This is a genomic window from Microbacterium sp. MYb66 (assembly GCF_002979435.1).
Taxonomy (GTDB): Bacteria; Actinomycetota; Actinomycetes; order Actinomycetales; family Microbacteriaceae; genus Microbacterium.
This window is the reverse complement of the sequence record NZ_PCOV01000006.1, coordinates 1-20094: the sequence shown is the minus strand read 5'-3', so window position 1 is coordinate 20094 and position 20094 is coordinate 1. Positions and strand designations below refer to the sequence as shown.

The following is a 20094-nucleotide window of genomic DNA, read 5'->3' as shown; positions in this document are numbered from 1 at the left end:
GGCGCCCGTATTCCCTGGCGCATCCGCGTCTTCACGGAGGTGTGCACATCGCCGGGCGCGCGAGTGGTTTCAGCATAGCGGTGACGTGGCGCGCGCTACGCGGGCCCGCGAGCCGGATGACGTCATCCGGTGTCATACACTGGAGAGGTTGTCCGGTAACGTGCGCGGAGGAGGCGATCGAGATCTCGACGATGTCTGATCAGACCGTGAGGAAGTCGTCCGTCGGTCGCACTGTCAAGGCCTACGTCACGCTCACCAAGCCGCGTGTCCTCGAGCTGCTGCTCGTGTCGACCGTGCCGGTGATGTTCCTGGCGCAAGGCGGCTTGCCGAACCTCTGGCTCGTGCTGGCGACCGTCATCGGCGGTTCCCTGAGCGCCGGTTCCGCCGCCTCGTTCAACATGTACCTCGATCGCGACATCGATGCGCACATGCATCGCACCGAGAATCGGCCGCTGGTCACCGGCGAGGTCAGCCCGCGCGGCGCACTGATCTTCTCCTGGACCCTCGCGATCGCCTCGACCGTCTGGCTCCTGGTCACGACGAACTGGCTCACGGCAGCGCTGTCGGCGACGGCGATCTTCTTCTACGTCGTGATCTACACGATGATCCTCAAGCGCCGCACCGAGCAGAACATCATCTGGGGTGGCATCGCGGGATGCTTCCCGGTGCTCATCGGCTGGTCGGCCGTCACCGGCTCGTTGGACTGGCCGGCGTTCATCCTCTTCCTCCTGGTATTCCTCTGGACGCCGCCGCACTACTGGCCGCTGTCGATGAAGTACAAGGACGACTACGAAGACGTCGACGTGCCGATGCTGGGTGTCACGCGCAACGCCTCCCAGGTCGGTCTTCAGGTGATCCTCTACGCCTGGGCGACCGTCGCCTGCTCGCTCCTGCTGGTGCCGATCGCGGACATGGGACTCGTCTACACGGTCTCCGCCACCGTGTTCGGCGGATGGTTCATCTACGAGTCGCACCGCCTCTACAACCGCGCGGTGCACGGTACCGAGCCGCGGCCGATGCGTGTCTTCCACGCCTCGATCACCTACCTGACGTTGATCTTCGTCGCCGTGGCGGTCGACCCGCTCCTGCCCTTCTGACAAACGCTTCAGAAACGACTGAGCGGCGTCGAATCGACGCCGCTCAGTCGTTCTTACGCTCAGAAGTTCAGCGTGTGACCGTCGGAGAGTCGTCCGGCTTCGCGTCGGAGGCGGCATCATCGTTCCGGTCGACGGCGTCGGGTGCGGTTTCGGGGGCGGCCTCGACGGCCGGGGCGTCGTACGCGGGCGTGGTCTCGGAGGATGCGGTGGGTTCGGCATCGGTACGCGTCTCGTTCACCTCGGCTGTCCAGTCGATCGCCTCGACGACGGCCGGGACGGGAGCGGGGACGAGCGAGCGAGCTGCGACGAGTCCGAGGGCGAGCAGGATGCCGACGATTCCGGCCGCGAGGACACCTGCGCCCACCACCACGAGCGACTGACCCACGTACACCTCGACACCGGTGGCGGTGCCGTCGAGCAGCGTGGTCGTCATCGTGCCGATCTGGCCGGCGATCAGCCATCCGCCGACCGCCGTCGCGGCGAGGGAGACGATGAGCAGGAGCCAGAAGCCGATGCTTCGCGAGAGTGACTTGTTCATGTCGCCCACCATCGCCGACGCGCTGATGAGCCGGCGATGTGCGAGCTGTGGATCGCCTGTGCGCGGGTCAGTCCTCGGCGATGACGGTCCGCTTCAGATGCAGGACCACGACCGTGTAGGCGGCGGCTGAGAGCGATGCCAGCACCATGTGGATTCCGACGAGGAGAGGAGGCAGCCCCTCGCGTGCCTGCCAGACGCCCACGCCCACCTGGATCAGGATCGCGATGACGAGCACGAGGAGCCAGCGACGCGGCTCGAGGCGCTGCACCCATGCTGAGACCGTCAGGAAAAGGACGAGCGCCGCGAGGACGTACCCCGGCCAGGAGTGCACGTGTGCGAGCACGGTCGCATCGAAGCCGTGCCGCAGGACCTCGGCGTCGCCGGAGTGCGGTCCCGATCCGGTGGTCAGCACGCCGAAGACGATGGTCACCGCGAGTGCCAAGCCAGTGACGTGGGTGACAGCGGCGAACCAGGCCGGGACGGCGCGTTCGCGGGGCCCCGGGGCGGTCTTCAGCCGCACCAGGAACGCGGCGGTGATGCACACCAGCAGCAGCGACGACGTGTAGTGGAAGCCCACGATGAAGGGATTGAGTCCGGTCAGCACGGTGATGCCGCCGACGAGCGCCTGCGCCACCACGCCGATGAGCGTGAGCCACGCGAGCAGGACCAGGTCGCGTCGCGCGGGGGTCGTGCGCACCGAATGGACGGCCGCGGCGATCACGGCGAGAAGGAGGACGCCGGAGGCCACGGGGAACGCGGGGATGTGGAACGGCGAGGCGATCGCGTAGGCGACGCCGGCCGCCGCGATTCCGCCCGCTGCGTACCAGAGCGCGGTGACGAGCGCTCGCTTGCCGCTGATGGTGTGCAGCACTAGGAGCACGACGACCAGGGCGATGATGCCGACCACGCCGGTCATCAGACGGTTGCCGAACTCGATGATGCCGTGGATCCCCTGCACCTCCAGGATCGGCACGAGGGAGTCCGGCGTGCACAGCGGCCAGTCCGAGCATCCGAGGCCCGAGCCGGTGAGGCGCACCGCCCCGCCGGTGCCGATGATGATGGTCTCGCTGATGAACGAGAGCCACGCGAAGATCGTCAACGCACGACCCCACACCCTGGAACGCGGGGCGACCGCTCGCGTCGTCGAGGAGGCGGGGATCATCGTCTCGGGCATAAGTCCTCCGGACCGCGCACGACGCGGCGAGCATGGCCCGCCTGTCAGGCGGAACCTGTAGAATCGGATTGTTGCGATGAGCGCTGACAGCGCTGAACCATCGTCAACAGTTTAGGCGCGATGGAAGCGCCGGTGATGAGGGCCCACCAACGGCACCCGCTCCCGCAGACTCGACGGGGATCAGGTGTGTCGGGGCGGATGACACCGTTTGGGACCTGTGAGGAGAGTGTTGGATGTCGGATGTGCTGATCGACCGCCCGGAGCTTGACGGTCTGGGGGTGTACGAGTTCGGCTGGCACGATGAGGACGCTGCGGGTGCCATCGCGAAACGCGGCATCTCGGAAGACGTCGTCCGAGGAATCTCGGCTCTCAAGAACGAACCCGAATGGATGCTGAAGAACCGTCTCAAGGGATATCAGCTCTTCGGACGCAAGCCGATGCCGACCTGGGGTGCGGACCTCAGCGAGATCGACTTCGACAACATCAAGTACTTCGTCCGCTCCACCGAGAAGCAGGCGCAGACGTGGGAGGACCTCCCCGCCGAGATCCGTGAGACCTACGAGCGCCTCGGCATCCCCGAGGCCGAGCGTCAGCGGCTCGTGGCCGGCGTCGCGGCTCAGTACGAGTCCGAGGTCGTCTACCACCAGATCCGCGAGGACCTGGAGCAGCAGGGCGTCATCTTCATGGACACCGACACGGCTCTGCGCGAGCACCCCGAGTTCTTCGAGGAGTACTTCGGCTCGGTCATCCCCGCGGGGGACAACAAGTTCGCCGCGCTGAACACCGCCGTCTGGTCGGGCGGGTCGTTCGTCTACGTCCCCAAGGGCGTGCATGTCGAGATCCCGCTGCAGGCGTACTTCCGCATCAACACCGAGAACATGGGGCAGTTCGAGCGGACCCTGATCATCGCCGACGAGGACAGCTACGTCCACTACATCGAGGGCTGCACGGCCCCGATCTACAAGTCGGATTCGCTGCACTCGGCCGTCGTCGAGATCATCGTGAAGAAGAACGCCCGCGTTCGGTACACGACGATCCAGAACTGGTCGAACAACGTCTACAACCTGGTCACCAAGCGCGCCGTCGCATACGAGGGCGCGACCATGGAGTGGGTCGACGGCAACATCGGCTCCAAGGTGACGATGAAGTACCCGTCGATCTACCTGATGGGCGAGCACGCCAAGGGCGAGACTCTGTCCGTCGCCTTCGCCGGTCCCGGCCAGCACCAGGACGCGGGCGCGAAGATGATCCACATGGCGCCGTACACGCAGTCGTCGATCGTCTCGAAGTCGATCGCGCGTGGCGGCGGTCGCGCCGGCTACCGCGGTGAGGTGCGAGTGGATGCCGCGGCACACCACTCCGCGAACACCGTGCGCTGCGACGCGCTGCTCGTGGACACGAAGTCGCGCTCCGACACCTACCCGGCGATCGACATCCGTGTCGACGACGTGCAGCTCGGCCATGAGGCCACGGTCTCGAAGGTGAGCGAGGAGCAGCTGTTCTACCTGCAGTCCCGCGGCATGCCGGAGGACGAGGCGATGGCGATGATCGTGCGCGGCTTCATCGAGCCGATCGCCCGCGAGCTGCCCATGGAATACGCGATGGAACTGAACAAGCTCATCGAGATGGGCATGGAAGGATCGGTCGGCTAGTGACGGCCTCGACGACAGCGCCTGTCGAGGCGCAGCACAACAACGCGCCCGAAGGCGCGCACATCGACCCGGCAGCACAGGTCGCCGCCGCGGGATTCGTCCCCGTGCAGACCCGCTCCGAGCGCCCGCATTCGTTCGAGCCTGCCGACTTCGGCGCGCCGACCGGACGCGAGGTGAACTGGAAGCACACACCGGTCGCGCAGCTCACCTCGCTGTTCGAGGTGGCCACCTCGAACGACGGCGTCAGCTACACGTTCACGTCCGGCGAGCAGTACCGCTCGGCTCCGCTCGCGATCGGTGCATCCCCTCGCGGCGAGGTCTTCCTGGCCGAGGACGTGACGGGGGCGGTCGCCTGGCAGGGGACCCCTGAGGCGCTGCACGTGCGGATCCCGCGCGAGGAAGAGGTCGCGGAGCCGGTCTTCGTCGCCATCACCGGCCTCGGTGCCGACCGTCGTGCCGACGCGCACATCGTGATCGAGGCACTCGAGCACAGCTCGGCCACCGTCGTCCTCCAGCACACGGGCTCTGCCCAGTACGCGCAGAACGTCGAGATCATCGTGCGCGACGGTGCGAAGCTCACGGTGATCAGCCTGCAGCAGTGGGCGGATGACGCCGTTCACGCAGCAGCGCACCAGGCCCGGGTCGGAGCGGATGCGACTCTCAAGCACTTCGTGGTGAGTTTCGGCGGCGGCGTCGTGCGCGTCAACCCGAACGTCGAGCTCGCCGGCGCCGGCTCCGAGGGATACCTGTACGGCCTGTCCTACGCGGATGCCGGACAGCACCTCGAGAGTCAGGTCTACCTGCACCACAAGGGGCCGCACACCAAGGGCGACGTCCTCTACAAGGGTGCGCTGCAGGGTCAGGGCGCACACAGCGTCTGGATCGGCGACGTGCTGATCGGAGCGGATGCGACCGGGACCGACTCCTACGAGGCGAACCGCAACCTCGTGCTCACCGAGGGTGCACGCGCCGACTCGATCCCCAACCTCGAGATCGAGACCGGGGACATCCTCGGCGCCGGCCACGCGAGTGCGACGGGCCGTTTCGACGACGAGCAGCTGTTCTACTTGCAGGCCCGCGGTATCAGCGAGGAAGAGGCGCGGCGGCTCGTCGTGCTCGGCTTCCTCACCGACATCGTGCAGCGCCTCGGCATCCCCGCTCTCGAGACCGAGCTGCTGGCGGCGATCGAGACGGAGCTCGCCGAGGTGAGTGCATGACCGCCGAGCGCGTCTGCGGCGTCGCCGACCTCGAGCAGGACATGCCGCTGCGTGTCGAGCCGGGCGGCGTGCCCATCACGGTGATCAAAGACGGCGAAGGAATGATCCACGCCATCGGCGACACCTGCACCCACGGCGAGATCTCACTGTCCGAGGGCTTCGTGGAAGGCGACACCGTCGAGTGCTGGGCTCATGGCTCGGCGTTCTCGCTGCTCACCGGAAGGCCCCAGAATCTCCCCGCGTACGAGCCCGTCCCGGTCTACGTCGTCCAGATCGACGGCGACGACGTGCTCATCGATCCGACTGTGATTAAGGAAGTCTGAAGAATGTCTGTTCTCGAGATCCGCGACCTGCATGTGACGGTCGAGACCGAGGCGGGGACCACCCCGATCCTCAACGGAATCAACCTCACCATGAACACCGGTGAGACCCACGCCATCATGGGCCCCAACGGCTCCGGCAAGTCGACCCTGGCGTACACGATCGCCGGTCACCCGAAGTACACGGTGACCTCCGGCTCCATCACGTTCGACGGCCAGGACGTCCTGGAGATGACGGTCGACGAGCGCGCTCGTGCCGGACTGTTCCTCGCCATGCAGTACCCGGTCGAGATCCCGGGCGTCACGGTGACGAACTTCCTGCGGACCGCGAAGACCGCACTCGACGGGGAAGCCCCGGCGATCCGCGGCTGGACCAAGGACGTCAAGGCGGCCATGTCGAACCTGCGCATGGACCCGAAGTTCGCGCAGCGCAACGTCAACGAGGGATTCTCCGGCGGTGAGAAGAAGCGCCACGAGATCCTGCAGCTCGAGGTGCTGAAGCCGAAGTTCGCGATCCTCGACGAGACCGACTCGGGACTCGATGTCGACGCGCTGAAGATCGTCTCGGAGGGCGTCAACCGCGCGAAGGAGTCCACCGGACTCGGCGTGCTGCTGATCACCCACTACACCCGCATCCTCCGCTACATCCGCCCCGACTTCGTCCACGTGGTGGTCGCGGGGAAGATCGTGGAAGAGGGCGGCCCCGAGCTCGCAGACCGGCTGGAGAACGAGGGATACGACCGTTTCCTCGACCCTGCAGCCCCCATCGAGGCGTAGGCTGATCGCATGACAGCGACCCTCACGGACGAGAAGTACGACGCGGTCACCGAGGCTCTCAAAGACGTCATGGACCCCGAGCTCGGGATCAACGTCGTCGACCTCGGCCTCATCTACGACCTCGCCTGGGATGACGAGAACGATGCGCTCGTCATCCACATGACGCTGACCAGTGCGGGCTGCCCGCTGACCGACGTGCTCGAAGATCAGACCGCTCAGGCTCTGGACAGCGTCGTCGATCGTTTCCGGATCAACTGGGTCTGGATGCCGCCGTGGGGTCCGGAGCGGATCACGGACGACGGGCGCGACATGATGCGCGCACTCGGCTTCGCCATCTGACCCGCACGAGTCGTTCGGTACGATACCGACGTGATCGTGTCGACTCGGACGTCGTCGCGCCGCAGCGGTGAAGATCTCGGGAGAACCGATGCTTGAGGTGAAGGCCTTGTCTCTGGACGCGCTCCGAGAGCGCAGCAGCGAGAAGTGGCGGGAGTACCCGGCTGATGTTCTTCCGCTGTTCGTCGCGGAGACCGACTTTCCCCTGGCGCCGGCGATCTCGTCCGCGTTGCTGCGTGCGGTGGAGATCGGCGATACCGGGTACGTCGCTTCGCGCACGCCCCTCGCGGAGTCCTTTGCGGCGTTCGCGACCCGGCGCTACGGGTGGGAACCGGATCCTGCTCGCATGCGAAGCACTGCCGACGTGAGCATGGGGATCGTCGAGATCCTGCGCCGCGTCACGCAACCGGGGGAGCGGGTCGTCGTGACACCACCGGTCTACCCGCCCTTCTACGACCTCGTCGCCGAGGCCGGTGCCGAGGTGGAGCGGGTGCCCCTGCGCGACACGGGCACACGGTGGGAGCTCGATCTCGACGGGATCCGGACAGCCTTCGAAGACGGTGCGACTGCGATCCTGCTGTGCAACCCGCACAATCCGACCGGCACGGTCCACGACCGCGACAGCCTCGCTGCTCTCGCCGAGCTGGCCGAAGAGTTCGGTGCCGCCGTCGTGTCCGACGAGATCCACGCGCCGCTCGCGCAACCCGGAACCGGCTTCATGCCCTTCCTCGCGGTGAGCGATGCGGCTCAGCGCGTCGGCTATGCCGTGGTCAGTGCCAGCAAGGCGTTCAACCTCGCCGGGCTCAAGTGCGCGCTGATGGTGACGGCGGACGATGAGACGTCCGCCGTCGTGGGCGGACTCCCGGTGGAAGTCGAGTGGCGCACGGGACAGTTCGGTCTGCTCGCCGCGGTCGCGGCGTTCTCGGAGGAGAGCGATCCCTGGCTCGACGGGCTGCTTCGGACTCTCGACGGGAACCGCCTCCTTCTCGAGGATCTGCTCGCCGCGCACCTTCCCGGGGCGCGCTACCGCATCCCCGACGCCGGATATCTCGCGTGGATCGACCTCTCGGCGCTCGAGTGGGGCGACAATCCGGCACGACGTATCCTGAAGGACGCCAGGGTCGCCCTGCATTTCGGCCCCGCGTTCGGCGCGGAGGGCGCGGGCCATGTGCGGCTGAACTTCGGAACGAGCCCTGAGATCATCACCGAGGCCGTCGAGCGCATCGCGGCGCTCGTGGGTCGATGACCTCATCGGCGACCGCCCCGACGATCTGGGATCGCCAACGCCTCTGGGTCACCCTCGGCGCGGTCGCACTGATCTTCCTCGCGGCGATCGAGGCCCTCGCAGTGACGACCGTCATGCCGATCGTCAGCGAAGCTCTCGATGGCGAGGCGCTGTTCGCCGTCGCCTTCGCAGGCACCCTCGCGACGAGCGTGATCGGCATGGTCGCGACGGGAGCGTGGTCGGATGCGCGCGGACCCCGCGGCGCCTTGTACGTGGCCGTGACGCTCTTCATCGTCGGCCTGCTGATCTCCGGCTTCGCGGTGACGATGCACCAGTTCCTGATCGGGCGGCTGGTGCAGGGGCTGGGTACAGGTGGGCAGACCGTCGCGCTCTATGTCGTCGTGGCGAGGCTGTATCCGCCGCAGCTGCACGGGCGGATCTTCGCGGCGTTCGCGGCAGCGTGGGTGGTGCCGTCCATGGTCGGCCCGTTCCTCGCCGGCGCCGTGGCCGAGTACCTCGACTGGCGCTGGGCTTTCCTCGGAGTCGCCGTGCTCACGGCGGTAGCCTTCCTGACGATCGCGGTGCGGCTCCGAGGAGTCGATCTGGGCCGAGGAGAGCCCCAGGACCGGCGTGCGCTGATCATGCGCCTCCTTCTCGCGGTCGTCGTGGCGGTGCTCGCGGTCGTGATCGGATTCTCGGCGGACTTGGAGCCGGTGATCGGCTGGCCGGTCGCGCTCGGCGCGGTCGTGGCGATCGGCTTCGCTGTGCTGCCGCTGCTCCCGCGACGCACACTGCGGGCGGGAGCGGGACTGCCGAGCGTCGTGCTCATGCGCGGCATCGTGGCAGGGGCGTTCTTCGCCGCAGAGGCCTACATCCCCTATCTGCTGATGAGGAAGTTCGACTTCACCGCGACGTGGGCGGGGATCGCACTGATGCTCGCGGCCCTGGCCTGGGCCGGAGCTTCCGCGTTGCAGGGGCGATTCGGTGAACGCCTGGGGAATCACCGCATCACCCTGATCAGTCTCGGCTCGCTCCTGATCGCGATGCTGTGCGTGCTCGCCGCCGCGGTCTTCGACGTCTCGCCGGTCGTGGTCGTGTGGGGTTGGGCTTTCGCGGGTGGCGGTATGGGGCTGCTCTATCCGCGGCTGACGGTCTTGACGCTCGCCTACTCGGATGTCACGAACCAGGGGTTCAACTCATCAGCGCTCTCGATCTCCGATTCCACGGGAGCGGCTGTCGCCATCGCCCTGGCCGGTCTCGGGGTGGCATCCCTCGGCGGTGAGGCCGGGGCATTCGGAGCGGTGTTCGCGTTCTGCGTCGGGCTTGTCGTGCTCGCTGTGGTACCGGGCCTCAGGCTCGGGCACGCGGCGGAGTCGTCGGAGCGGTGAGTTCGCCCGCGAGAGCGGTCACCCCGAGATCGAAGACGCGATCGAGTCCTGCCGTCACGTCGACTTCGGCGGTGCTCGGAAGCGCTCCGTGACTGTCGGCGTGCATGCGCTGCTGCACGAGCGTGGCGTGTCCGAGGACGAAGTGCAGGATCGCTGCACCGCGATCCTCGGGGTCGACGGCATTCTGCGCCCGCAGCGCCTCAGTGAGAACCGACTGCGCATGCGCTGAACCGAGTTGGAGAGCATAGGTGCTGAGGACGAGCTCTGCGCCGTCGCGATAGGCGAAGAGCGCGTCGCGGATCGCCCGTGCGGTCGCCAGGACACCACTGCTGCCCTCCGGGACGGAGGCGGTGATCCTGTCCGCGAGGTCGGCGAGGAGCTCCTGCTTGCTCGCGAAGTGCCAATACAGGGCGCTGGGTTGAACGTCCAGTCGGGCGGCGATGCGACGCATGGAGAGATCGGCGAGGCCCACTTCATCGAGCAGGGCGAGCGCACTCCGGGCGACGCTGTCTCGGTCATGGCGTACCGGATTGTGCTCTGGACTCATCCTCCGATTATAGTGAACGACGTTCAGGTGAACAGTGTTCAGGTCAGTCGTCCCGAGGGAGTCCGCATGGCACCGTCGGTCGGCGTCGTACACGCACCCATCTCCCTCGACCGGGTGGGGGTGCAGTTCGACGGCCGGCCGGTGCTGGACGATGTGACGGTGGACCTGACCGCTCGGAGCATCGCGGTGATCGGAGCCAACGGCTCGGGAAAGTCGACCTTCGCGCGGCTCCTGAACGGACTCGTCGCGCCCAGCAGCGGCACGGTGTCGGTGCACGGCCTCGACACCGTGCGAGACCGAGGGGCAGTGCGCAAGCGCGTGGGCTTCGTGTTCACCAACCCCGATGCGCAGATCCTGATGCCCACCCCCGCGGAGGACCTCGCGCTGTCGCTGCGGGGCCGGCCGAAAGCGGAAGTGATCGAGCGCGTGCGGCTGACGCTGGAGGCGCACGGGCTGGCCGACCACGCCGACGTGCCCGCTTCGAGTCTCTCGGGCGGGCAGAAGCAGATGCTCGCGCTGGCTTCGGTGATGGTCACCGGTCCGCAAGTGATCGTGGCGGACGAGCCGACGACGCTCCTCGACCTGCACAACTCCCGTCGCATCGGTGATCTGCTCCTCGCGCAGCCGGCCCAACTCGTGCTGGTGACGCACGATCTCGGGCTGGCTGCGAGGTGCGAGACCGCCATCCTGTTCGAGGATGGCCGGATCTCCGCCTCCGGTGAACCGTCGACCGTGATCGAGACGTATCGCCAGGCCTGCGCATGATCGCCCTGTACCGCGCGGGAACCGGGATGCTTCACCGCGCTCCTGCCGGACTCAAGCTCGCGTCCCTGGCCGTCGGCGCGCTCGTGCTGTCCGTCTACCCGCACGACCCGGTGAGCATCGCTGTGTCGCTGCTGGTGATTCTGGCGCTCTACGGCGTCGCTGGGCTGCCGCTTCGGGCACCGTTCCTCGAGATCTGGCGCCTGCGCTGGATCATCGTCGTGCTCGCGACCGCTCTCCTGGTCTTCGTGTCTCCGGTCGCCGCGTGGGTCAGCACGGGACGCGTCGTGGCTGTGCTCCTGCTGGCGAGCCTGCTGACCTTCACCACGCGGATGGCGGATCTCCTCGCGGTGCTGCACCGCCTGCTGAGTCTGCTCCGACGCTTCGGACTCGATCCGGACGCAGTCGCGTTAACGGTCTCGCTGACGATCACCGCCGTCCCGGTGATCGCCGGTTTCGCCGATCGCGTGCGAGAGGCCGAGCAGGCCCGCGGCGTGCGGTTGGGCGTGCAGGCGGTGGTCCCGCTGCTCGTGCTCGCGCTGCGGCACGCGGACGACATCGGCGATGCGTTGGCGGCGCGGGGCATGGGCTGAGGGCTCACGCGGGGACCAGCGCGACCGATCCGGCGGACGGCAGCGGGCGGGCCCGCGATGCGAGCCGAAGGGCCCCCGCGATCAGTGCGACGGCGATGAGGGCGGTCGCGACCGAGGTGCCGAGCGCCAGGAGCAGCACCACCCCGATCAGGCCGCTGAGTGCTCCCACGACGAGCCGCGGCACGGAGCCCGTCGCCTGCGGGGCGGGCTGCGCCTCGAACCGGGTGAATGCGACGGCCACGAGGGCCGTGAGGGTGAGTGCGGTCGCCAACCAGAGCGGTCGACCTGCCCACCATCCGGCGCTGTCGAGCGCGGGCAGCGCCACCCCTGCGGTGAGGGCGTACACCGCGGTGGCTCCGGCCATCAGAAGCAGGACCGGCATGTGCCAGAGATAGATCGTCATGGTGCGCGCGGTGACGAATCCTGTGAAGGCGGCGACGCGTGGCCGACGGCTGAACCGCTCGAGGCGCTCGCGATGCAGGGAGAGCAGGCTGGTGTGCGCGATGCCGACGAGCAGGAGGGCCGCAGTCGGCGGGTTGATGTTCTCGATGAGGTCGGGGGAGTAGATCCCGGTCGCGAACGTCGCTGCGAGGAGGAACAGGGCACCGAACCCCGCCGTGGCCCGGACGCGCCTGCGCAGCGTGTCGATGCGCCCGTCGGCGAGGAAGAAGCCCAGCTGCTGCAGCGTCATCCATACGAAGGCGAGGTTCAGGAACCCGAGTCCCTCCTGGCCGGTCGCGGCGCGGAGCACGTCGACCGCGATCGCGGCCGACGCAAGTCCGCCGATCGAGAGAGACGGTGCGCGTTCGTGCGCGGCCGCGAGCAGGGGGAGCAGGGCCTGGCACAGCAGGAAGACACCCAGGAACCAGAGCGGCTGTCCGTAGCGGAACCCCGCGGTGGCGATGAGTTCGGCCGGAACGCCGCAGACGGTGAGCAGGGCGAGGCCGATGCCGACGATCGCGATCGTGAAGATCGCGGGCCGCAGCAGACGATGCAGACGTCCTGCGACGAAGGCGACGGCCGTGCCCCCGCGCATCCGCATCCGGCGATACGCGAGCAGTCCGGAGAACCCGCCGATCACGAAGAACAGCGGCATGACCTGGAGGAGCCAGCTGAGCGGGGCGATCCAGCCCGTGCCGTCGCTGGCGTTCTCGAAGACGGGCCCGGAAGAGGTGACGGTGACGCCGACCATGATCGAGTGCAGGAGCACGACGCCGAGCACGCACAGTGCCCGGACGAAGTCGATCCCGGTGTCGCGGGACGCGCGCCGGGGAGGCGCGGGAACGGCGGTGTGGGGCGCCTGGACGATGGCCATGATTCCTCCTCGGAAGCGGTGTTCCAGGAGACTATGGACGGGGTGGCCGCGGAGGCATCACCCCCCGGTGCCGTTGCGACCCCTACGACGGGGTGACTCAGGAGGAGGGCTCGACGAGTCCGGTGTCGTAGGCGAGGATCACGGCGTGCACGCGGTCACGCAGATGCAGCTTCGCGAGCACCTTGCCCACGTGCGTCTTGACGGTCTGCTCGGCGATGAAGAGATCGGCGGCGATCTCGCTGTTCGACCGGCCCCGGCCGATCAGCACGAGCACTTCACGCTCGCGATCGGTGAGCTCGGTCAGTGCCGAAGCCTGGCGCGGGGTACGAGGACGCCGCCCGGCGAACTGCTCGATCATGCGCCGGGTGACGCTCGGAGCGAGCAGCGCGTCGCCGCCGGCGACCACACGGACGGCATGCACGAGCTCTTCCGGCAGCGCATCCTTCAGCAGGAATCCGCTCGCGCCCGCTTCGAGCGCGTCATACACGTAGTCGTCGATGTCGAAGGTGGTGAGCATGAGGATCCGCGGCACATGTGCCGCGGGATACGAAGGGCCGAGGATCCGCCGGGTGGCTTCGATGCCGTCGAGCTCCGGCATCCGCACATCCATCAGGATCACGTCGGGGTCGAGACGCGCGGCGAGCGTCACCGCCTCGGTTCCGTTCGCCGCCTGACCGGCCACGCGGATTCCCTCGTGAGCGTCGAGGAGCGCGGCGAAGCCGGCGCGGACCATGGCCTGGTCGTCGGCGATGAGCACGCTGATCGTCACGGATTCTCCTTGTCAGGGGTGGTGATCGTCACCGCGGCTTCGGGGTCGAGAGGCAGCACGGCTTCGACGTCCCACCCTCCCTCGGACGAGGGGCCGGCGGCCAGGCTCCCGCCGAGGATCTCGGCGCGTTCGCGCATGCCGCGAAGCCCGTAGCCGCCCCCGTGCTTCTCCGGACTGCGCGGCGGCGCGGCGTTGTGCACGCGGATGCGGATGTTCTGAGGGTCGGCGTGCAGGCGCACGGCGATCCGGGCTCCCGGCGCGTGTCGGACGGCGTTGCTCAGTGCTTCCTGCACGATGCGGAAGGCGGCGATCTGCACCGCCGGCGTGGCGGTCGCTGCGGCTTCCCCGCCCTCGAGCGCGAGCCCGACCTCGACGCCCGCGCGGCGGATGCTGTCCACGAGGGCCGGGATGTCGTCGATGCCCTGCTGGGGGGCGAGTTCGGCGCTCTGGTCCTCGGTGCGGAGTACGCCGAGCATGCGCCGCATCTCGGTCAGGGAGCCTCGGGCGGTCGCGGCGATGTCGTCGAACTCGGCGATCGCGGCCTCGTCGAGTTCCGGGATCCGGTACCTCGCCGTCGACGCCTGCACCTGGATGACGGACATGCTGTGCGCGACCACGTCGTGCAGCTCCCTGGCGATCCTGGTGCGTTCTTCGACGAGGGCGCGCCTGGACTCCTCCAGTGCGCTGTGCTCCTTCTCGCGTGTCAACTCGGCGGCGACCCGCACCCGTCCGGCGACCAGCGCTGCGATGAGGAACATGGCGGAGGCGACGGCGGTCGTCACGATGAGATCGGCCGTGGCGCTGGCGGAGGACGCCGGCAGCGCCACCATGTCGGGTCGGAGGATCGGCGCGAGAAGCGAGGCGATCGCCCCGAGGATCAGCGCGAAGGCGCCCAGTCGCGCACCGTGGAGAAAGGTCACCACGCCCACGAAGAGGACGAAGACGAGGAGCGCCGGCACGGACCACGGCCAGGGCGATTGGATGGCCAGCTCCGGAACGACCGTGAGGGGGAGTGCGAGCGCACCGGCGGTGAAGAGTGCGATGGACCAGGCCGGGCGCGTGATCGCGAGCAGCGGTGAGACGCACAGCGCGGCGCCGAGGATGAACGTCAGCGGCAACGGAGTGCCGTACAGGACGGTCTGCAGCGACACCAGAACCGCGTACAGCGCGACGACCGCCGCACACAGGGCCACGAGGGCTGCGGTGCGGCGGCTGATGCGTGGGCGGCGCGGAGTGCGCTCGCGGCGGCGTGCCATGACTGTCATCCTGCCAGTTGCGGGGCAGGTGCACGGCGGCGACGGGCCGCGGCGACCCGGTCGATCACGAAGCCGATCACGAGTGCGATGACGATGCCGAGGCCGGCGCTGAGCAACGGCTGGTCCTTGATCCAGGCGCCCGCGAGCAGGCCGATCGCGAGGCTGAACACGCTCCAGCTGAGTCCGGCGATCAGGCTCAGGGGGAGGAAGCGTCGCCAGGGGAAGTCGAGGGCACCGGCTGTCATGTTGACGGCGACGCGTCCCACCGGGATGTAGCGCGCCCCGAGGATGAGAGTGGCGCTTCGTCGGTCGAGCGCGTGCTGGGCGTACGCGAAGGTCGCGGCGACACGCGGTCGTCGCATCCAAGCGAAACGTGTGGTGCCGAGTGCCCGGCCGATCGCGAAGGCGATGTTGTCGCCGATCGCAGCGCCGAGCGCGGCGACAGCCCCGAGGAGCAGGAGATTCCCCTCGCCCGTGGAGGCCGCGACAGCGGCGGCGGCGACGAGCACTGTCTCGCTGGGCACAGGCGGGAAGAATCCGTCGATGACGGTGACCGCGAACAGGACCAGGTACAGCCAGGGCGAGGCTATCGCCTGCATGATGAGCTCGTTGAGGATGTCCACTCATGCACGTTATGCAGCGGGTGCCGGAACGGTCATCCCTCTGCGGTATCGCACTCCTCACTCTCTGGGCTGATCTTGCTGACCGCGCCTCCCTGTTGCGCGGCTTATACTGGGAGGCTGGCCGATCGGCCGAACACCCTCCCTGGAAGAACGGACGTCCGCTGTGCTTGCCGTGCACGACCTCGAGATCCGCGTTGGCGCGCGCCTGCTGATGGAGAACGTCTCGTTCCGTGTCGCCGATGGAGACAAGATCGGGCTCGTCGGTCGCAACGGGGCCGGGAAGACCACACTCACCAAGGTGCTCGCCGGTGACGTCCTTCCGTCCGGCGGGAACGTGACCCGCTCGGGCGAGCTCGGCTATCTGCCGCAGGACCCGCGCTCGGGCAACCCGGAAGACCTTGCGCGCACGCGCATCCTGGACGCCCGCGGACTCGGCCAGCTCAACCTCGGGATGACCGAGGCGGCGCTCGCAATGGGCTCGGAAGATCCCGCGGTGGCCGACAAGGCGATGAAGCGCTACGCCCGCCTCACGGAGCAGTTCGAGGCTCAGGGCGGCTACGCTGCCGAGGCCGAGGCCGCGTCCATCGCCAACAACCTGTCGCTGCCCGATCGCATCCTGGACCAGCCGCTGTCGACGCTCTCCGGTGGCCAGCGCCGTCGCATCGAGCTCGCGCGCATCCTGTTCTCGGATGCCGAGACGATGATCCTCGACGAGCCGACGAACCACCTCGACGCGGACAGCGTCGTGTGGCTGCGGGAGTTCCTCAAGGGCTACAAGGGCGGGCTGATCGTGATCAGTCACGATGTCGAGCTCGTCGGCGAGACCGTCAACCGGGTGTTCTACCTGGACGCGAACCGCCAGAGCATCGACACGTACAACATGAACTGGAAGAACTACCTGCGTCAGCGGGTGGCCGACGAGGAGCGCCGCAAGAAGGAACGCGCGAACGCCGAGAAGAAGGCGACGACGCTCCAGCTGCAGGCGGCCCGCTTCGGGGCGAAGGCCTCGAAGGCCGCCGCCGCTCATCAGATGATCGCGCGTGCGGAGAAGCTGCTCGCCGGGCTCGACGAGGTCCGCCAGGAAGACCGGGTCGCCAAGCTGCGCTTCCCGAAGCCGGCGCCCTGTGGCAAGACGCCGATGATGGCCAGTGGACTCTCGAAGTCGTACGGCTCGCTCGAGATCTTCACCGATGTCGACCTGGCGATCGACCGCGGCTCCAAGGTCGTCGTCCTGGGACTCAACGGTGCGGGCAAGACCACGCTGCTGCGGATGCTCGCGGGTGTCGACCAGCCCGACACCGGACAGCTCGAGCCCGGGCACGGACTCAAGGTCGGCTACTACGCGCAGGAGCACGAGAACCTCGACGTGAACCGCTCGGTGCTGGAGAACATGGTCTCGGCCGCGCCCCACATCACCGAGATGGAGGCGCGCAAGGTGCTCGGCTCGTTCCTGTTCACGGGCGACGACGTGCTCAAGCCTGCCGGTGTCCTGTCGGGCGGCGAGAAGACGCGTCTGTCCTTGGCGACGCTGGTCGTGTCCTCGGCGAACCTGCTGCTCCTCGACGAGCCGACCAACAACCTCGATCCCGCCTCGCGTGAAGAGATCCTCGGAGCGCTGGCCCACTACGAGGGCGCGGTCGTCCTCGTCTCGCACGATCCGGGCGCCGTGCAATCGCTCAACCCCGAGCGCGTGCTCATCCTGCCCGACGGGGTCGAGGACATCTGGAGCCAGGAGTACCAGGACCTCATCGAGCTCGCGTAGCAGCTGCGCAGACGCGTGTCGGTGGCCCCGGATAGCGTGCTCGCATGAGTATGGGTCACATCCGCGCCGTGTGCTGGGACTGGAACGGCACCCTGCTCGACGACGCGGAGATCTGCCGCCAGGTGATGAACGCCGTGCTTCGAGACCACGCACTGGAGCCGTTCGCGGACATCGGGGCCTACCGTTCGGTGTTCCGCTTTCCGATCCGCGACTTCTACGGCTCGGTCGGGCTCGGCGAGGACAGATTCGTGTCGGCCGCGACGGTGTACCTCGAGACGCTCGCCGCCCGCGCCGGCGAGGCGCGACTCCATGAAGGCGCTCGCACCACACTGTCGGCCGTGCAGGAACTCGGCATCCGGCAGGTCCTGGCATCGGCGACGGTCGCTGAAGCGCTCTCGCAGCAGATGGCCCCTTATGGTCTGGACGACGCCTTCGAGGCGGTGCTCTCGATCGATGATCCTTTCCGCGCCTCGAAGCACGACGTCATCGCACGATGGCTCGCGACGTCCGGCGTCGCGGCGAAAGACCTGCTCGTGATCGGCGATACCAACCACGACCGAGAGATCGCCGACGATCTCGGCGCCGAGTTCGTGCATTTCGACGGAGGACACCAGCACTGGTCGGGTGAGTCCCGCCGGATCACGACTCTCCGGGAGGTGGTCGACCTGCTGGTTTCCCGCGCGGGTGACCCCGACCTGGTGGAGGTCGTCTGAGTCGTCGGCTGCGCCGGGGGTCCTGGAAGGACTGACACCGGGCGAGTCGGTCAGCGGACGTCGAGCAGCTCGTCCTCGACGTCCGCGTCGTGATCCTTGCGCCGCGGAGCCTTGACGGGCGTCGGGATGCCCTCGACCTCCTCGCGGTGCTTCACGATCTCGGTGCGGATGATGTAGCCGATGAAGATGAACCCCATCAGTGCGAACAGGATCCATTGGATCGCGTAGGAGAGATGGGGGCCCGGGTCGTCGGTGGGGGAGTCGAAGCCGCCCAATGCGCCGGCGCCGGCCGGCTCTTCGGCCACGACGCGGCCGTATGCCCCGGTGATCACATCTCCGTCGGTCAGTGCGGCGATCGAGGGCAGATGGATCGTCGGCACCTGACCTTCCGGCGCTCCGCGACCCGATGCGGGCAGTTGTTCCCCCGGACGCAGGCGCACCGTGACCTCGGCCTCGCCCTCCGGCGGGGCCGGAACCGCGTCGGGTGCTTCGCCCTCGCCCGGCGGCACCCAGCCGCGATCGATGATGAACACGCGTCCGTCGACGTCGCGGAACGGCACCAGCACCTCGAAGGCGCTCGTACCGCCGTGCGGGCGGTTGCGCACCAGGAGCTGCTCGTCGGGCAGGTACTCGCCCTGCAGCGTCACCGGCCGCCACTCGTCGGACGGATCGAGCGTTCCGTCAGCGCCGATGACAGCGGACAGGGGAACGGGATCCGCGTCGTAATTTTGCTCGACGAGCTCGATCTGGGCGGCACGAGTCTCGTTCCGCTCGAACTGCCAGTTCGACAGGAAGACGCACGCGATCGCGAAGCCGATCGCGATGAGCACGTACACACCCCATCGGGTCAAACGTCGGCTCATGCCGGAACACCGTCGCGAACGGCGACCGGGAAGTCCCGCGCAGCCAGATAGTCGCGGAGGAAGCCCACGTGCTCCTCGCACGCCAGCCACACCTTTTCACGGTCGGCGGCATGGATGCGGGGGTTGCGCCACACCACCTGTCTGGTCGCCGCGCTCCGGCAGCCGGCGCGCGAGCACTCGAAGTCTGTCATCGGTCCTTCGGGCCTTCGTGGATCGTGAACACGGGGGGAGCGGAGGTCTCGGTCTCGATCGGTGCCGGGCGCGGGGCGTCCAGCTCCTGGACCGGAGACTCCGCGGTGGTCTCGGTGCTGTCGCTCCCGGCGTTCGCGAACACCACGGCGATGTACGGAAGCACGGCCGCTGCGATGCCGAAGACCCACGTGTACCAGCCGTACGGCTGGACCAGGATCATGAGGCCGAAGCAGACGATGCGGATCGTCATCGTGAGGGCATAGCGGCGCACACGATGATCAGCCTCATCCCGCGGGGACTGCGGCAGTGAGGTGACGGCCGGGACATGACGCGTGTTCTTCACGATGCATCCAGACTACGCCGGTGTGAGCCGACCGGCGTGCTGTCCGAGCAGCTGCTCAGCTCGAGAAGATGAACGGCAGGCTGAATGCTCCGACGAACAGGAAGCTGATGATGGTGCTGACGAGGATGAACCCGCCGATTCCGATCACGATGTAGCCGAGGATCAGGCCGGCGATCGCCATTCCTCGGCCCCCGATCTCCGGCTTGCGCTTCGTCTGGCCGAGGGCCATGTGACCGGTGATGACGGCGGCGATCGAAGCCAGCAACGGGATGATGGCCCAGAACAGGAGGATCGCGGCGATTCCGCAGACCAGCGAGGTGATGGCGAGACCACTCGTCGGGCGGGGCTGGGCCGCAGGATACGCGGGCGCGACGTACGGCGAGTAGCCGGGCTGTCCGGGTAGTACTGCATAACCGGGCTGGGCCGGCGGGGCGTAACCGGGCTGGGTCGGCGGGGCGTATCCGGGCTGGGTCGGCGGGGCGTAACCGGGCTGCGGTGCGGCGACGGGCTGAACGCCGTAGGCCGCCGGGCCGGGCGGGGCATATGTCGGCGCGGCACCGGGATAGCTCTGCGTCGGCTGCGGCGCGGGCTGCACCGGACGAGCCGGAAGCGCGGTCGGGGCTGCGGGGACG

The 20094-nt window shown here is 68.1% G+C and carries 23 protein-coding genes; 12 read left to right on the top strand and 11 right to left on the bottom strand.

Annotation, left to right across the window (positions count from 1 at the left end):
• The first annotated feature begins 191 nt into the window (after window positions 1-191).
• A complete protein-coding gene (locus CQ045_RS12775; RefSeq protein ID WP_105724293.1) occupies window positions 192-1097 on the top strand; it encodes a heme o synthase in 906 nt (301 codons plus the stop codon).
• Window positions 1098-1164: 67 nt separating this feature from the next.
• Here the strand turns inward: CQ045_RS12775 and CQ045_RS12770 are convergent, their stop codons facing one another.
• Complete coding sequence (locus CQ045_RS12770; RefSeq protein WP_105724291.1) at window positions 1165-1635, bottom strand: tetraspanin family protein; 471 nt, start codon at window positions 1633-1635, stop codon at window positions 1165-1167.
• 67 nt (window positions 1636-1702) lie between these two features.
• Window positions 1703-2809, bottom strand: coding sequence for a heme A synthase (locus tag CQ045_RS12765; protein ID WP_105724289.1), 1107 nt, complete (start codon window positions 2807-2809; stop codon window positions 1703-1705).
• A 233-nt stretch (window positions 2810-3042) separates the two neighbouring features.
• Between CQ045_RS12765 and sufB the strand changes: the two genes are divergently transcribed.
• The 7 genes from sufB to CQ045_RS12730 all read left to right on the top strand — a co-directional run bounded on the left by sufB (window position 3043) and on the right by CQ045_RS12730 (window position 9724).
• Entirely contained in the window at window positions 3043-4461 is a 1419-nt protein-coding gene (gene sufB, locus CQ045_RS12760) for a Fe-S cluster assembly protein SufB (protein WP_105724287.1), read from the top strand.
• Window positions 4461-5678 (top strand): Fe-S cluster assembly protein SufD, encoded by a 1218-nt coding sequence (sufD, locus tag CQ045_RS12755; RefSeq protein WP_105724285.1) that lies wholly within the window; start codon window positions 4461-4463, stop codon window positions 5676-5678. Before sufB ends, sufD begins: the two co-directional genes overlap by 1 nt.
• A complete protein-coding gene (locus CQ045_RS12750; protein ID WP_105724282.1) occupies window positions 5675-6001 on the top strand; it encodes a non-heme iron oxygenase ferredoxin subunit in 327 nt (108 codons plus the stop codon). The genes sufD and CQ045_RS12750 overlap by 4 nt, the downstream gene beginning before the upstream one ends.
• 3 nt (window positions 6002-6004) lie before the next feature.
• The gene (gene sufC / locus CQ045_RS12745) at window positions 6005-6775 is read left to right on the top strand and encodes a Fe-S cluster assembly ATPase SufC (protein ID WP_105724280.1); all 771 of its coding nucleotides are present in this window, start codon (window positions 6005-6007) and stop codon (window positions 6773-6775) included.
• 9 nt (window positions 6776-6784) lie between these two features.
• On the top strand, window positions 6785-7114 hold the full coding sequence (locus tag CQ045_RS12740) for a metal-sulfur cluster assembly factor (protein ID WP_021200756.1): 330 nt from the start codon (window positions 6785-6787) through the stop codon (window positions 7112-7114).
• A gap of 88 nt (window positions 7115-7202) precedes the next feature.
• Window positions 7203-8357, top strand: coding sequence for a MalY/PatB family protein (locus tag CQ045_RS12735; RefSeq protein WP_105724278.1), 1155 nt, complete (start codon window positions 7203-7205; stop codon window positions 8355-8357).
• Window positions 8354-9724, top strand: a complete 1371-nt coding sequence (locus tag CQ045_RS12730) for an MFS transporter (protein ID WP_105724276.1) — start codon at window positions 8354-8356, stop codon at window positions 9722-9724. Before CQ045_RS12735 ends, CQ045_RS12730 begins: the two co-directional genes overlap by 4 nt.
• Here the strand turns inward: CQ045_RS12730 and CQ045_RS12725 are convergent.
• Window positions 9687-10271, bottom strand: coding sequence for a TetR family transcriptional regulator (locus CQ045_RS12725; RefSeq protein ID WP_105724274.1), 585 nt, complete (start codon window positions 10269-10271; stop codon window positions 9687-9689). The genes CQ045_RS12730 and CQ045_RS12725 overlap by 38 nt on opposite strands.
• A 66-nt stretch (window positions 10272-10337) precedes the next feature.
• Here CQ045_RS12725 and CQ045_RS12720 point away from each other — a divergent pair, with 66 nt between their 5' ends.
• The gene (locus tag CQ045_RS12720; RefSeq protein ID WP_105724632.1) at window positions 10338-11036 is read left to right on the top strand and encodes an energy-coupling factor ABC transporter ATP-binding protein; all 699 of its coding nucleotides are present in this window, start codon (window positions 10338-10340) and stop codon (window positions 11034-11036) included.
• Window positions 11033-11626 carry an energy-coupling factor transporter transmembrane protein EcfT gene (locus CQ045_RS12715; protein ID WP_105724272.1) on the top strand — a complete coding sequence of 198 codons (594 nt, stop codon included), beginning with the start codon at window positions 11033-11035 and terminating at the stop codon, window positions 11624-11626. Before CQ045_RS12720 ends, CQ045_RS12715 begins: the two co-directional genes overlap by 4 nt.
• A 4-nt stretch (window positions 11627-11630) precedes the next feature.
• Here CQ045_RS12715 and CQ045_RS12710 read toward each other — a convergent pair whose 3' ends face one another.
• The 4 genes from CQ045_RS12710 to CQ045_RS12695 form a co-directional block, all read right to left on the bottom strand.
• Window positions 11631-12941 carry an acyltransferase gene (locus CQ045_RS12710; protein ID WP_105724270.1) on the bottom strand — a complete coding sequence of 437 codons (1311 nt, stop codon included), beginning with the start codon at window positions 12939-12941 and terminating at the stop codon, window positions 11631-11633.
• A 97-nt stretch (window positions 12942-13038) separates the two neighbouring features.
• On the bottom strand, window positions 13039-13710 hold the full coding sequence (locus tag CQ045_RS12705; protein WP_105724268.1) for a response regulator transcription factor: 672 nt from the start codon (window positions 13708-13710) through the stop codon (window positions 13039-13041).
• Window positions 13707-14966, bottom strand: a complete 1260-nt coding sequence (locus CQ045_RS12700; RefSeq protein ID WP_105724266.1) for a sensor histidine kinase — start codon at window positions 14964-14966, stop codon at window positions 13707-13709. The genes CQ045_RS12705 and CQ045_RS12700 overlap by 4 nt, the downstream gene beginning before the upstream one ends.
• A 5-nt stretch (window positions 14967-14971) precedes the next feature.
• The gene (locus tag CQ045_RS12695; RefSeq protein ID WP_105724264.1) at window positions 14972-15589 is read right to left on the bottom strand and encodes a DedA family protein; all 618 of its coding nucleotides are present in this window, start codon (window positions 15587-15589) and stop codon (window positions 14972-14974) included.
• Window positions 15590-15752: 163 nt separating this feature from the next.
• On the opposite strand from CQ045_RS12695, the gene CQ045_RS12690 reads away from it, so the two are divergent.
• The gene (locus CQ045_RS12690) at window positions 15753-17351 is read left to right on the top strand and encodes an ABC-F family ATP-binding cassette domain-containing protein (protein ID WP_105724262.1); all 1599 of its coding nucleotides are present in this window, start codon (window positions 15753-15755) and stop codon (window positions 17349-17351) included.
• Window positions 17352-17395: 44 nt separating this feature from the next.
• Entirely contained in the window at window positions 17396-18064 is a 669-nt protein-coding gene (locus CQ045_RS12685; RefSeq protein ID WP_105724260.1) for an HAD family hydrolase, read from the top strand.
• Window positions 18065-18114: 50 nt separating this feature from the next.
• Here the strand turns inward: CQ045_RS12685 and CQ045_RS12680 are convergent, their stop codons facing one another.
• The 4 genes from CQ045_RS12680 to CQ045_RS18940 form a co-directional block, all read right to left on the bottom strand.
• A complete protein-coding gene (locus CQ045_RS12680) occupies window positions 18115-18927 on the bottom strand; it encodes an SURF1 family protein (RefSeq protein ID WP_105724258.1) in 813 nt (270 codons plus the stop codon).
• Window positions 18924-19118 carry a hypothetical protein gene (locus CQ045_RS12675; RefSeq protein WP_105724256.1) on the bottom strand — a complete coding sequence of 65 codons (195 nt, stop codon included), beginning with the start codon at window positions 19116-19118 and terminating at the stop codon, window positions 18924-18926. Before CQ045_RS12675 ends, CQ045_RS12680 begins: the two co-directional genes overlap by 4 nt.
• On the bottom strand, window positions 19115-19462 hold the full coding sequence (locus tag CQ045_RS12670) for a DUF3099 domain-containing protein (RefSeq protein ID WP_105724254.1): 348 nt from the start codon (window positions 19460-19462) through the stop codon (window positions 19115-19117). Before CQ045_RS12670 ends, CQ045_RS12675 begins: the two co-directional genes overlap by 4 nt.
• Window positions 19463-19517: 55 nt before the next feature.
• A partial coding sequence (locus CQ045_RS18940; RefSeq protein ID WP_308737022.1) for a DUF4190 domain-containing protein occupies window positions 19518-20094 on the bottom strand: 577 nt, incomplete at its 5' end.